Genomic DNA, 12,525 nt, shown 5'->3' on the forward strand with positions numbered 1-12,525 from the left:
ATCAACCAAGCCGCGTGAAGCGGAAGCTCTCGGCGGCCAATCCTGGTCCAAATGCCATGGCGATGCCGCGCGCGTCCCCTTGCTCTGCCAGCATGCGCGCCAGCACGAACATCAATGTGGCGGAAGACATGTTGCCCTGCTCCCGCAAAATCGTGCGCGAGGCGTCCAGTGCATCGGGCGACAGTTCCAGTGCCTGCTCCACCGCATCGAGGATGGATCGGCCACCGGCATGAACGGCCCAGAGATCATAATCTTTTTGTCCCCTTAGAAGCCCATCGGCGTCGTTCCGCTTCATCTCCTGCCGCAACGCATTCCCGATATGCCCCGGGACCTCGCCGCCCAGGTGCATGTCGAAACCCTGATTGCGGATCGTCCACTGGATTGCTTCTGCTGAGCCGGGCAAGGTAGTTGCACGAAAATCATCAAGCGCAAGGCCATGAGGCTTGGCACTCACGAGCGCGACAGCTGCGCCATCGCCGAACAGCAGCATCGCTAAAAGCCGCTCCAGATCGAGTGTCTTCTGGAAATGTAGCGTACACAATTCCAGCGTCAGCACGAGTACGCGCGCAGCCGGCTCCGAGCGAACGATATGATGTGCCAGCCGCAACGAATTGACGGCGGCATAGCACCCCATGAAGCCCACCACGGTCCGCTCCACACCAGGGTGGAGACCGAGCGCCGCAGCGATCCGCTGATCAAGGCCCGGGGCCATGAAGCCGGTACAGGAGGCGACCACCAGATGGGTCACCGAGCCAGGGTCAAGCGCATCACCCAAGGCGCTGATGGCGGCCAGGCCAAGACGCGGAGCGTCGCGCTCGTAGCGAGCCATGCGCGCGTCTGTGCCGGGCCATTCCTCGGGACCGTAAAAGCCGTCGCTATCCGTGATCGTTCCATCATCGAGCGTGACGGGCTCGAGATAGGAGAAACGCTGTTCTATGCCTGCACGCTCCACCATGCGTTCGAACAGCCGTCGCGTCTTGGGGGCTTCTATGCGACCTGCAACGAAACGAACGAAGGCGTCATGGACCTCGTGCGGCGGCTTGGCAGTGCCGATGGCGTTGATGTGTGCAACCGCCGTCATGCCAATCGTCCGATGAGCACCGCGTTGAGGCCGCCGAAGGCGAAACTGTTCGACACGAGCAGCCGCTGGCCGATCTTCTCCGCTTCCAATGCCAATGGCACCATGTCGCAGCTATCGTCTGGGCCTAGATGATGGAGGACAGGGGGAACCCATCCCTCGCGAAGCGCCACCATTCCAAGCAGGAATTCCATCGCGCCGGTCGCTCCAATCATATGACCATGACTGGATTTGGTCGCTACGGCACGATGCGCTTTGAGGCCAGCGCCATAGAAGGCGTGCAACGCTTGTGCCTCTGACGCATCGTTGAGCAGCGTTCCCGTGCCATGGGTAGAGATCAGCGCAGGCGAAGCGGGATCGACATCTGCATCCGCATATGCAGCCCGGATAGCGCGTATGATGCCCTCGCGGTCGGGTGCTGTGATATGGGCGGCATCACTGCTGGCGCCATAGCCGACCAATTCGCCAAAGATCGTTGCGCCTCGCGACCGGGCATGCGCTTCGCTTTCCAGCACCAATATTGCGGCTCCCTCTCCCAGCACCATGCCGCGCCGATCGCGGGAGAAAGGGCGGCATGTGTCGGATGCCAGCACGCCGAGCGCCGACCATGCCGTCCATGATCCTGGCGTCAGACAAGCTTCGGTTCCCCCCGCTATGGCAACGTCCACCCGACCAGAACGGATCATGTGCATTGCTTCTCCAATGGCATGGGCGGATGAGGCGCAGGCACTGCCCAGGACGAAGGTCGGGCCATGCACGCCCAGCGCCATCGCCACATGAGACGCCGGCGCGGAGATCATTGAGGACGGGATGGTCTGGGGATGGACCTTTGACTGATGGGCATAGAGGCGCTCATATGCCTCGTCGATCGTTGCGTTGCCGCCGCTGCCACAGCCCAGCAGGATGGCCGTTCGGTCCTCCAGCACACAATGGCCTTCAAGGCCTGCCTGTGCCACGGCTTCCGTTGCGGCAACCAACGCAAATAGCGACAGTGGATCGAGCCGTCCGAAACGGCGCCAGACTGCTGGATCTGGCTTGTCCTGTGTCGCGATCCAAGCAGCTACGCCGGTAATTCCATTCCGTTCGATCGGTCGGATCGCGCTCTCTCCGGCGAGCGTTCGCGACCAGTTTCTCGCCACTCCGACACCCAGGCCGCTGATACAGCCCATGCCGGTGAGGACGACAGCTTCTCCCATCAGGCCGAACGCAGAAGCTGGATCTGCTCGATCAGCGCGCCGACGGTCATGTCGGGCTTGAGGTCGTCCGTTCTTATCTCGACCCCCAATTTATCTTCGACTTCGAAGGCAATGCTGACAAGGTCGAGCGAGGCAATGTCGAGTTCTGCCAAGGTCGCTTCAGGGCGGAGTTTGTCGCGAGGGAGGCCGGTCTCGGTCTCGAAGATGTCGAGGATGGCATCTGGGCTGATCGACATTCAATTGCTCTCCGCCGGACACCCCTGTCGCCGTGCAACTTGCGGATGGAAGACCGGCCCGTCAAGCGCATCTCGCGCAGTAGATAAGTCAGCTTGACCAAATCGGCGAACAAGAATCCTTGGCAGTCGCAAAGCGCTCGATTTTCGCTTAAGATGAAGAGACCGAAAAATTCCGACTGTCCCGCCGTGTGGGGCGGAAAGCTGCCAATCCGGCGCTCGCCAATGCAAGTTACCGCCCGATTGCGAATTGGCTCCGATCGGCTTGTGGTGCGTTTGCGTGACATGCCCCATCACAAGTCGACCTTGCCCACCAAAATATGCATCTCCTGCCAGCGTCCGTTCGCGTGGCGCAAGAAGTGGGCCCGCGATTGGGATGAGGTTAAATTCTGTTCACAGCGCTGCCGCTGCTTGGGGGAAAAGTAGCGGTTATGACAACGCTCATTCCCGTGTTGGGCGATCAACTGTCGCTCAATCTGTCTTCGCTGCGTGCGGTAGTGCCCGGCGATGCCGTCATACTTATGATGGAGGTCGTAGAAGAGACGACATATGTCCGGCACCACAAAATTAAGCTCGCCTATATCTTGTCCGCGATGCGGCATCATGTTCTAGCGCTCGAGGCCGCTGGCTGGCGCGTCGACTATGTGCGATTGGACGACCCTGAAAACAGCGGCAATTTTACCGGTGAGATTGCGCGCGCGATCCAGCGGCACCGGGTTGAACGGATCGTCGTCACCGAAGCGGGTGAATGGCGCGTGGCCGCCATGCTAGAAAGCTGGCAGACGCTGTTCGGTCTGCCAGTCGATATTTGTCCGGATACACGCTTCATATGCTCGCACGGCGAGTTCGATGCATGGGCGACCGGCCGGCGCGACCTTAAAATGGAATTTTTCTATCGAGAAATGCGCCGGAAGACCGGTCTGTTGATGGACGATGGCAAGCCGGTTGGAGAGCGCTGGAATTTCGATAAGGACAATCGCAAGCCTGCTCAGGCCGACCTGCTGATGCCGCGCCCGCTCCGTTTCAAGCCGGACCAGATCACCCGCGACGTCATCGGGCTGGTGAACGATCGGTTCGCAGACCATCCTGGCGATCTTCAAGCTTTCGACTATGCTGTGACCGCCGCAGATGCGCAGCGACAAGCCGACAATTTTTTCGCGAACGCGCTGCCGCAATTCGGCGACTATGAAGACGCGATGCTGACCGGTGAGCGGTTCCTCTGGCACTCTATTCTGTCACCCTATATCAACTCGGGGCTGCTCGATCCTCTCGACTTGTGCCGACGCGCCGAAGCAGCACATCGCAGCGGCACCGCACCGCTAAATTCGGTTGAGGGCTATATCCGCCAGATCATCGGATGGCGTGAGTACATGCGCGGCATCTATTGGCGGGAAGGACCTGGCTATGTCGATCGCAATTTCCTGGAGCACAGCCGGACACTTCCGAGCTGGTACTGGAACGCCGACACCGACATGCATTGCCTGTCGGAAACGATTGGACAGACGCTCGCGACCGCGCATGCACATCATATCCAGCGGTTGATGGTGACGGGCAATTTCGCGTTGCTGATCGGCGCCGATCCCCGGCAGGTCCACCTGTGGTACCTTGAAGTTTATATCGATGCCTATGAGTGGGTTGAGCTGCCTAATACATTGGGTATGAGCCAATTCGGCGATGGCGGGCTTCTCGGATCAAAACCTTATATTTCGTCGGGCGCGTACATCAACCGAATGTCAGATTACTGCGGCAACTGTCGATATAACGTCAAGGAGCGGATCGGGTACGATGCATGCCCGTTCAACGCGCTCTATTGGGATTTCCTCATCCGCCATCGAGATAAACTCGGCGGCAATCGAAGACTGGCGATGCCGTACCGCAACTGGGATCGGCAATCAGATCAGGACCAGCATGCGACCTTGGAGCAGGCGGCCGCCTTTTTTCGCCGGCTCGATCTCGAGGGCGAAGAGTCATATTGAGTTAACGGATGATGGCGCAGCCTTTCACGAGCAGGGGTTCGTTGGTGGCGCGTAGCAAATCACTGTGGCCGGCCGGTTTCTAATGAATGTGCCCCGTTTGCGGGGCCATTGCCCCAACTGAGGGTCTGTCATCGTCCCCACTGATCATAGGCTTGAGCCCTGAATCGCGGCGTATGCCGTCCGGTGTCGACCACATTCGGCGCACGCTTTCCACACCGCAAAATCTGAAAATGCAGCGTTTTCGGGGCGATGGACCGGATGCCGATTTACCGCGAGAAAAATGACTTGTACCGAAAGGTCAAAGATTGTACCGATAGGTACAAGTCAAAACTTCAAAAGGGGAGTCGAGTGAACGCCACACTTCATAGCTGCCCTTCCTGCTGCGGCAATTGCGGCCCTGGCGCTTGGCAAGACCATTCACATCCCGAAAGGAAATCAAATGTCCCGTCCCCCTCTGCCCCCGTTCACCCACGAAAGCGCTGTCGAGAAGGTCCGTCTGGCCGAAGATGGCTGGAACACCCGCGACGCCGCCAAGTTGGCTCTGGCCTACACCCTCCACACCCGCTGGCGTAATCGCGTCGAGTTCGCAACCAGTCGTCAGGAGGCGCAGGCCTTCCTTGAGCGCAAGTGGAACAAGGAACACGAATACCGGCTTATCAAGGAGCTGTGGGCGTTCACCGGCAACCGTATTGCCGTGCGCTATGCCTACGAGTATCGGGATGACGCCGGGCAGTGGTTCCGCGCCTACGGAAACGAAAACTGGCTCTTTGCCGAAGACGGACTCATGTCGAACCGCCACGCCAGCATCAACGAAATGCCGATCAAGGAATCGGAGCGGCTGTTCTTCTGGCCCCTCGGCCGCCGTCCCGATGACCACGCTTCGCTGAGCGACCTCGGGCTTTGAGTACCAAGCGCGCCCTCACTGATCGTGAAAGTGCGCTGCCGGCGTTGGCAGAAGCATTCCGCGAGCATGGCTTCGAGGGCGCGACCTTGGCCTCTTTGTCGAAGGCAACGGGCCTTGGTAAAGGGAGCCTCTACAACTTCTTCCCCCGCGGCAAGGAAGAGATGATGGAGGCGGTCCTTGAGAACATCGACGGTTGGTTCGCTGACGCGATTTTCTCGCCGCTCGAGAGTGTTTCTGATCCAGCTGCGGCTGTCACGGCCATGTTCGACGACGTGACCGCCTATTTCCGCTCTGGGAGGCGGGTATGCGTCGTCGGTTGTCTTGGGCTTAATTCCTCTGGCGAAGCCTTCGCGGTGAAGGTGAAAGATTATTTCGCTAGATGGATCTCGGCCCTGGCCCACTGCCTCGAAGTGGCAAAGGTTCCGCCAGCGATGTCCGTGGATCTCGCTGAACAGGCAGTATCGGGTATACAGGGTGCAATCGTCCTGGCGCGGGCGCTTGGTGATGACGCGAGCTTTCAGCGGATCGTTCATCGCCTCCGGTCGATCTTGCTCGATGCGATCGTCCGCTACGGCTGAGATTCTCGAAGTTGCCCGACATTCGGGCGGTTCGTTTCAAATTTCCTGATATTGTCTGCCAGGTAGCCTAAATATTCAAACATTAACGCCCAAACCAGCCGACTGCAGATCAGTATCATTACGGTTTGCAGGTCCGGTTTCCAGTTCCGAAGTCGACCCATTTCGGCCAATTGGCGGCCGGGTGAGAGTCTCCGAGAGAGGGAGGTCAGCTATTGAAGGCAAAAGGCATGCCGTCGCGATTACGTCAATGGCGTGAGCCTCGGCGAAAAATTAATCCAAATTAAGTATAATTCCCGATCTCATTGCGTCGACGAGCGGCTTAGCCTCTCCCTGTAGTCGATGAAGGAGATAATGGTGCACGGCGAAAAGCGCAGAAGATATGATCTTCGAGATTATATTTACGCCGAAGCTGAAGCCATTTTGTATAGCGCCGATGTTTTGTTTTTTGAGCTGACTGGGGTTACTGGCTGGGAGTGCCTAACCCCACGGCAAAAAGGCGCTTTAATGGAGCTGAAGCGACGGCGGCTGATCCCTTAGCTGCTACATGTCCAGGAAGCCTTCTACACTCAGCTTTCTACTGCCCTGAGGGACGGAATTTCGGTGAGCTAGCGTTGATCATGGTTCAATGATGGAATTGCGAATCGCATATCGAACAAGGTCTGCCACATTTCGTAAGTCGAGGCGTTTCATCGCTTCCAGGCGATGTGCCTCCACGGTTTTGACGCTCATGCCCAAAACTTCAGCGATTTCCGTGTTTCGCCGCCCTTCAGCGATCTGCTGAACAATCTGACGCTGTCGCGGGGTAAGCCGCCGCAGCGGGATTACGCTTTCGTCCAGCACGTGCTCGACCAGGAACTCGCTCGCTTCTCCTGAAAAGAAGGGTTCGCCTTTAAGGGCATGGTCCATCGCCTGCTGCCAAACCGACGGCCCTTCAATTTTTGAGAAATACGCTTTGCAGCCTGCACTCAGGGCGCTGGCAATTGTGGTTTTGCTACGTTGCAGAGTGAACATCGCGATGTAGATGGAGGGAGTAACCTGTCTCAATTGCGTTGCGTAGTGCAGCTCATTCTTCAAAGGGGGAGGGCAATCAAGAATAGCGATGTCGGGGGCGTAATCGCGCGCCATAGCAACACCATGTACGCAATCTACTCCTTCTTCGACAACTTCGAAGCGGGAATCTTTCCGCAGAAGCCGGCACAGGACGTTTCGCATCTCTATGCTATCGTCGATCACCAATACCTTAGCGCGGTCAATCATCGTAACGAACTCTCCCAGGCGGGCCCAATCGATTGCCCTCGAACGGCCGCCATGCTCTGGATGGTAAATTCGCTTTAGACTCGCTGCAATCTCCTAAAATCACAGGCGGACTGAGCATTTTTCTTCCCTGCTCTCCGTCATTGATTCTGAAGCTAAGATTGAAATCGGCGTCTACCGCCGACCCAAATCATACTTTCAGAGACAGAGTTCGGCTCCTCAGGCGCAGATCTTCCGTTTTTCCGGCGGCTCGCGACCAACTTCCCTCAGGTCGAGCGCTCATTTCTAGCGTGATGGTCCCTTGGATAGGGTAATGCGTACCGTGATCAAGTCGCCTTCGGCCAGCTTTTCTGCTTTTCTCACGCTCGCCTTGATGGGTAGCATGTAGCCTTGGCGGGCCTTGCTCGGAAAAACCGATGTGCGCCAGCATGTTTTGCCGATGGCAGCCTCTACATAGACTGATCCCCAAGCCGCTGAGTGACCAGACGATGCTACACGGATGGCTTCCGCGACGTAGCCGTCGATCGTCAGAAAATGCCACGACATCGATGACGGCTGGCCATCCTTGCCTTCCCCGCGCCACAACCAGATAGGACCGGCATGCTCCCAAGCTGTTTCGTCGGGTGAGACGTCCCCGCCCAGTTCCTCGCGCAGGAAGCGGATCAGCTCGGGGTCTGTTGGGCCATCGTTCGTTTGCACCACTCGATCATTGGCTGTGCGCTTGTTTGATGCAACCCGATCTTGCGCTATCGTTTCGTCTACGTTCTCTTTCGTTGGGTGCTGCAGTCGCCCCCCGCCGGTCGCTCAGTAACCGATTTCTCCCCAGCAGCGGATCGACAGCTTGCCATCGCCCTGCCAAAAGGATGGGGTCAATCGGCGTCAGTGCGCAGCCACCCAATCTTTGAGGGCTGCATCGATCCGCGACTGCCAACCGGGACCGCCCGATTTGAAATGCTCGATCACCTCGGGCGAAAGGCACAGCGTGCTGACCTTTTTCGGGGTCCTCTGCGGACCGCGTACGCGAATTGTCTTTGCGAGGTCCGGGAAGGCCTCAGCGAAAGGCTTTGCCCTCGCGAAGTCATCGGCTGTCCATTCACGGTTATTGCTGACCGCATCCATATCGGCCTGGGTGTATCCGGGAGCGGCATGTTTTGGGTCGGTCATGGCAGGAGCCTGCGTTCCGTAATGCTGGCCGGGCGGGCAGAGATGATCGAGACGCCTTCGGTGTCCAGCACAGCGAAAATCACCGTGATCGCGCCGTTCATCTCACCGATGGCGGCAAAGCGTCCGTCTTGGCGCTGGGCATCCTGTGCGGGGCGTTGTTCGCCGCTCTCGTGGGTTTGATGCGATAAGATCCGGAACAAATGCGTGAGGGGCCTCGATCTTCTCTTTCCTCTGATATTCAGGACGACACCCCGCCGGCGTCGGTGGGGTATTTTTAAGGCAGATAATTGAAACCTGACGTCAAAAATGACCGTGATGGATCGACCCTGGTCCTCAAGATTGAAGCCACGCTTCTGGCAGCCATGATGATCGGATCGTCGGCCGCTGGCCTTTACAGCCTTCTGCAACGCCGTTGCGCCGATCGGCGCACAAATCTGTCTTGGGGCACCAAAGCAATTGCGTGACGATCGGCCCGTATTCATCGAGATTTTTCTGCCAGGAACCGCAGGCCAAAGCGTTCGCCCCTGATGCACATTATTGAGATGAATCACAATTAAACGCTTCAGACTAACTAATGTTATTGAACGGTCCAACTCCAACAAACTATGCGCGCTCTGCTTTAAGAAGCAGAGAGAAGGTAAATTGGTAAACAACGGCAGACGGAAATATTACGCACAGGATTATGTTTTCGCGGAAGCGGAAGCCATTTTTGCCAGTGATGAAGCGCTTTTTCTGGAAATCGAGAACATGGCAGACAGGGATTTTCCAACCCCGCGCCAGCAAGGTGCTCTTATCGAACTGCGCCGACGGCGGCTAATTTCTGAAAAAGGCGAGAGCTGATTCGGCGGTTGTCGAAAGATCATGGCAAATGATTGAAGATGAGGGAGTTTCATCTGGAAGGCAGGTGGGGCCCTCCTTTCGCATACGCTGAAGCATGCGGTTGACATGCACCGGAGTCGCTGCTTGTCGAGATTCCACCATGTCGTGTAGCTTCGGTCATCGCCCTTCTCGACCTTCACGAAATCGTAGCCCCGCGCTTTCATCTGAGTTTCGCCGCTAGCAGCCCGGGAACCAACGAGGTCAGAAAGACTAGTTGGGACTTGAGCAATAGCCGCTTGCCCCGTCAGCGCGAGAAGGATGCTGCCAAAGACGCTTGTCCGCTTTTCCCTTACCAGCTTTCCTCCATTCCCAGAGGGTTCGGGCTGCGAGATGAATAGCGACATCTACCCAATTCGATGGACAGCACCATAAACATCTTGCCGCAGGCATGTTCTTCGCCTTTGCCAAGCTGGCCTGACCTGCTCAGAATAGAAGGAAGCGCAGTCTATCGACCCTTTGCGGCCATTCGGCCGCGATTTGTCGTCTATCATTTCCCGTCGGTCCGCTTTTTTGCGTTGTTCTCGATCATATGGCTGATGGTGACCATGTGGATTGTGAGCGTCAAGAAGGAGATGGACGTCGACCGCCTTTCCATAACCACCTTTTCGACCAACAGCATTGCCAGCGCTCATCAATTAACTACATCTGTAGTCAATTGATGAGGAGGGCCTATGTTGCGTACCGTGATAGCCGCTGGCGCGTTGTGCATGCTGACGTCGGTGGCGTCAGCCTCGCCCAAGATGAATGGCCAGTGGGTGTTGGTGGTCGATCGATGGGGAAATCCGGAGTATTCGACACTCAACCTGTCGATCCTGCAGGATGCGGTTTCCGGCGACTGGGACGGCGATCGTGTAGCAGGGACGATTGCTGGCGAGGCTTTGCATTTTTCGGTGACCGACAAGCGCGGAGCCGAATATCGGTTCGAGGCGCGTCTCGAAAAAGGCCGGCTGTCTGGTACCGCCAATTACCCTGATAATAATTTCCCGGATAGGCGGCAGGCATTTGCCTTCTCCGCCCGACCAGTGCCCGAGCGTCCGACGGCTCAGCCGCGCGTGATAGACTATGCCCCTCAATCCTTCGCCAACAGCTTCTCGGCTGAGCGCGATCCGGTCCTGACGATATGGCCTGGCGATATCGTTCGAACTTCGACAATCGATTCCGGCGGCATTGATGCAAATGGCGTCACGCGCGCATTGTTCGGCAATCCGCAGACCGGCCCCTTCTTTGTTGCGGGAGCACAGCAAGGCGACACGCTCGCGATACACATCCGCAAGCTGACGCCCAATCGAGATTGGGCAGATAGCCTCGACACGATCGTGACACGCGTACTGGGGGCGGGCTTGAGTGCAAAAGCGTCCGATCTTGGCCGGCCAGTGCGATGGCGCCTTGATCGGGAGAGCGGATTTGCAACGCTCGAGGAGCCTGGAGATCGATTGAAAGACTATCGCGTCCCATTGCGACCAATGCTCGGCGGCGTCGGCCTGGCGAGTGGCTTTGCTTCTCCTCCACTATCGACAGGGGATACCGGTCGTGCAGGCGGCAACATGGACTTTCCCGAGGTGGTTGCGGGCAACACCGTCTTTTTGCCAGTCCAGCAACCCGGCGCGTTGCTGTATCTGGGGGACGCACACGCGCTCCAAGGGGACGGCGAAACCTCCCAATATGCGCTCGAAACGTCGATGGACGTCGAATTCTCGGTCGAAATCATCAAGGGAAGCGCCATCATGATGCCCAGGATTGAATCGCCTGATGCGATCATGGCGTTGGGGCAGGCCGGCTCGCTCGACGAAGCCACGAGGGCCGCAACCACAGGTTTGATACAATGGCTGCAGCAGGATTATGGGTTGAGCCTGTCCGACGCGGCAAAGGTGCTCGGCAGCGCGGTGCGCTATTCAATCCCGAACCTCGCGGGCCGAAGTGTCGGCGTGGCAGCGCGCATCGACAAGGCCTTGCTTCCGGCTCGAAAACAACCAGCTGCAGAAACGGATTTTTAGCGAGCCACGGTGCATAATTGCCTTCGCAGCTTGGGGAGCGCAGCGGCCATCTCCGCTGTCGACCCTTTGTGGACGCTCTGCTTCTAATTTGTCATTCCGAACTGCTGACGGTCTCCTATTAGAGCGGCAGTAGTTGACTGAGCGATCACTAATCGGAGTGGGGGCGGTGCTACCTGCGGCAAAGGTAGACCTTCGACAAGATCGATCAGTTGGTGGGTTGCGATCTCGGCCATTTCGCCAAATGGTCGCGCTACGGTGGTCAGCGCGGGGGTTAGCAATTCGGCAACCAGACTGCCGTCAAACCCGACGACGGAAAGCGGGCTTGGTACGGCGATGCGAAGTTCCGAAGCGACCTTCAGCACGCCCGCTGCCATGATGTCGTTGGCGGCAAAAATGGCTGTGGGCAGCGGCGAAAGGGATAGAAGCTGCTCGGCGGCTGCGACGCCGGAGGCGAGGCTGTAATTCCCCTCGATTTCATGAAGCAAGGCAACTCTGTTCCGGTCGAGCGCTTCGATAAAACCACGACGTCGTTCGATGGCGGATATCATCGACTGGGGGCCGGTGACCATCGCGATTCGCTGGTGGCCGAGTGCAACCAGATAATCCGCGACCGCACCGGCCGCATCGGCTTCGCGGGACAATATGACGCTGCCATAGCCATCGATCGGCACGGCCGAGAGCGCCACGGCGGCAACCTGTTCGGCTTGCAGGGCCTGAGGCAAGCCGATGATCCCGGACACGGGGGGCAGCACGATCAGGCCATCGATGCGAGACCTGCGGGCAAAGGCAAGCACATCCTCGATCGCGCCTTCTTCTTCCAGTGGCGTCGAATGGCAGATGACCTCATAGCCGCGCCGTGTCGCTTCTCGTCCAACGCCCCGTTGCACGGTGTCGAGAACCAGAGCGTTGCGATCATTATGGACGATGCCGATCAGGAAGGATCGACCCTTGGCCAACGCCCTTGCGCGCAGGCTTGGCCTGAAATTCAAGGCGGAAATAGCCTGCTCGATGCGCTCGCGGGTGTCGTCGCTGACGCGCGGCGAATTGTTGAGGACGCGCGAAACCGTGCGGATCGAAACGCCGGCGCGATCCGCCACGTCAGAAATGGTCGGCTCATGGCCATTGTTGAACGAAGCATTGCTATTCATGGTCGGACGCTATGCTGCCAGATCGCTTCTGTCACGCGCTACCATCATGCCTATCTATTTGACTTGACGCGCGGGTTGGAGAAGCATAATTCACGGCCATCAATGATAGCGCTAACTAAGG

14 protein-coding genes are annotated in these 12,525 nt (G+C 57.9%); 6 read left to right on the forward strand and 8 right to left on the reverse strand.

Features of this window, described 5'->3' with window-relative positions; translation table 11 throughout:
• Window position 1 precedes the first annotated feature (1 nt).
• From DIZ22_RS19305 to DIZ22_RS19315, 3 genes are read right to left on the reverse strand one after another with little or no spacing between them, the layout of a single operon-like run.
• Complete coding sequence (locus DIZ22_RS19305) at window positions 2-1,081, reverse strand: type III polyketide synthase (protein ID WP_072895402.1); 1,080 nt, start codon at window positions 1,079-1,081, stop codon at window positions 2-4.
• Window positions 1,078-2,274: a beta-ketoacyl-[acyl-carrier-protein] synthase family protein gene (locus tag DIZ22_RS19310; protein ID WP_072895399.1), complete on the reverse strand. Its 1,197-nt coding sequence runs from the start codon at window positions 2,272-2,274 to the stop codon at window positions 1,078-1,080. Before DIZ22_RS19310 ends, DIZ22_RS19305 begins: the two co-directional genes overlap by 4 nt.
• Complete coding sequence (locus DIZ22_RS19315; protein WP_235654635.1) at window positions 2,274-2,510, reverse strand: phosphopantetheine-binding protein; 237 nt, start codon at window positions 2,508-2,510, stop codon at window positions 2,274-2,276. Before DIZ22_RS19315 ends, DIZ22_RS19310 begins: the two co-directional genes overlap by 1 nt.
• Before the next feature lie 282 nt (window positions 2,511-2,792).
• Here DIZ22_RS19315 and DIZ22_RS19320 point away from each other — a divergent pair, with 282 nt between their 5' ends.
• From DIZ22_RS19320 to DIZ22_RS19335, 4 genes are all read left to right on the forward strand, one after another.
• Window positions 2,793-2,933, forward strand: a complete 141-nt coding sequence (locus DIZ22_RS19320) for a DUF2256 domain-containing protein (protein WP_072895396.1) — start codon at window positions 2,793-2,795, stop codon at window positions 2,931-2,933.
• A gap of 5 nt (window positions 2,934-2,938) precedes the next feature.
• Window positions 2,939-4,483, forward strand: coding sequence for a cryptochrome/photolyase family protein (locus tag DIZ22_RS19325; RefSeq protein WP_122928606.1), 1,545 nt, complete (start codon window positions 2,939-2,941; stop codon window positions 4,481-4,483).
• 439 nt (window positions 4,484-4,922) lie between these two features.
• Entirely contained in the window at window positions 4,923-5,387 is a 465-nt protein-coding gene (locus tag DIZ22_RS19330; protein ID WP_122928608.1) for a DUF1348 family protein, read from the forward strand.
• Entirely contained in the window at window positions 5,384-5,965 is a 582-nt protein-coding gene (locus DIZ22_RS19335; RefSeq protein WP_122928611.1) for a TetR/AcrR family transcriptional regulator, read from the forward strand. The genes DIZ22_RS19330 and DIZ22_RS19335 overlap by 4 nt, the downstream gene beginning before the upstream one ends.
• A gap of 615 nt (window positions 5,966-6,580) precedes the next feature.
• Here DIZ22_RS19335 and DIZ22_RS19340 read toward each other — a convergent pair.
• The 4 genes from DIZ22_RS19340 to DIZ22_RS21985 all read right to left on the reverse strand — a co-directional run bounded on the left by DIZ22_RS19340 (window position 6,581) and on the right by DIZ22_RS21985 (window position 8,934).
• A complete protein-coding gene (locus DIZ22_RS19340) occupies window positions 6,581-7,222 on the reverse strand; it encodes a response regulator transcription factor (protein WP_072895389.1) in 642 nt (213 codons plus the stop codon).
• Window positions 7,223-7,504: 282 nt separating this feature from the next.
• Entirely contained in the window at window positions 7,505-7,918 is a 414-nt protein-coding gene (locus DIZ22_RS19345; protein ID WP_235654636.1) for a DUF1905 domain-containing protein, read from the reverse strand.
• A 180-nt stretch (window positions 7,919-8,098) separates the two neighbouring features.
• Window positions 8,099-8,383, reverse strand: a complete 285-nt coding sequence (locus tag DIZ22_RS19350; protein WP_072895386.1) for a BrnA antitoxin family protein — start codon at window positions 8,381-8,383, stop codon at window positions 8,099-8,101.
• Complete coding sequence (locus DIZ22_RS21985; RefSeq protein ID WP_164488838.1) at window positions 8,380-8,934, reverse strand: hypothetical protein; 555 nt, start codon at window positions 8,932-8,934, stop codon at window positions 8,380-8,382. Before DIZ22_RS21985 ends, DIZ22_RS19350 begins: the two co-directional genes overlap by 4 nt.
• A gap of 91 nt (window positions 8,935-9,025) precedes the next feature.
• Here DIZ22_RS21985 and DIZ22_RS21990 point away from each other — a divergent pair, with 91 nt between their 5' ends.
• Window positions 9,026-9,223: a hypothetical protein gene (locus DIZ22_RS21990; protein WP_139278834.1), complete on the forward strand. Its 198-nt coding sequence runs from the start codon at window positions 9,026-9,028 to the stop codon at window positions 9,221-9,223.
• 710 nt (window positions 9,224-9,933) lie between these two features.
• Complete coding sequence (locus DIZ22_RS19360) at window positions 9,934-11,256, forward strand: acetamidase/formamidase family protein (protein WP_122928615.1); 1,323 nt, start codon at window positions 9,934-9,936, stop codon at window positions 11,254-11,256.
• 83 nt (window positions 11,257-11,339) lie between these two features.
• On the opposite strand, the gene DIZ22_RS19365 is transcribed toward DIZ22_RS19360, so the two are convergent.
• The gene (locus DIZ22_RS19365) at window positions 11,340-12,404 is read right to left on the reverse strand and encodes a LacI family DNA-binding transcriptional regulator (protein ID WP_048938940.1); all 1,065 of its coding nucleotides are present in this window, start codon (window positions 12,402-12,404) and stop codon (window positions 11,340-11,342) included.
• Between the last annotated feature and the right edge of the window lie 121 nt (window positions 12,405-12,525).

The sequence above is a fragment of the Sphingobium sp. LF-16 genome, assembly GCF_003711185.1.
GTDB lineage: Bacteria > Pseudomonadota > Alphaproteobacteria > Sphingomonadales > Sphingomonadaceae > Sphingobium > Sphingobium yanoikuyae_A.

Excerpts from the sequence above, each read along its gene's own strand:
- DIZ22_RS19305 (WP_072895402.1), bottom strand. The coding sequence starts at position 1,081 with ATGACGGCGGTTGCACACATCAACGCCATCGGCACTGCCAAGCCGCCG.
- DIZ22_RS19310 (WP_072895399.1), bottom strand. The coding sequence starts at position 2,274 with ATGGGAGAAGCTGTCGTCCTCACCGGCATGGGCTGTATCAGCGGCCTG.
- DIZ22_RS19315 (WP_235654635.1), bottom strand. The coding sequence starts at position 2,510 with ATGTCGATCAGCCCAGATGCCATCCTCGACATCTTCGAGACCGAGACC.
- DIZ22_RS19320 (WP_072895396.1), top strand. The coding sequence starts at position 2,793 with ATGCCCCATCACAAGTCGACCTTGCCCACCAAAATATGCATCTCCTGC.
- DIZ22_RS19325 (WP_122928606.1), top strand. The coding sequence starts at position 2,939 with ATGACAACGCTCATTCCCGTGTTGGGCGATCAACTGTCGCTCAATCTG.
- DIZ22_RS19330 (WP_122928608.1), top strand. The coding sequence starts at position 4,923 with ATGTCCCGTCCCCCTCTGCCCCCGTTCACCCACGAAAGCGCTGTCGAG.
- DIZ22_RS19340 (WP_072895389.1), bottom strand. The coding sequence starts at position 7,222 with ATGATTGACCGCGCTAAGGTATTGGTGATCGACGATAGCATAGAGATG.
- DIZ22_RS19350 (WP_072895386.1), bottom strand. The coding sequence starts at position 8,383 with ATGACCGACCCAAAACATGCCGCTCCCGGATACACCCAGGCCGATATG.
- DIZ22_RS19360 (WP_122928615.1), top strand. The coding sequence starts at position 9,934 with ATGTTGCGTACCGTGATAGCCGCTGGCGCGTTGTGCATGCTGACGTCG.
- DIZ22_RS19365 (WP_048938940.1), bottom strand. The coding sequence starts at position 12,404 with ATGAATAGCAATGCTTCGTTCAACAATGGCCATGAGCCGACCATTTCT.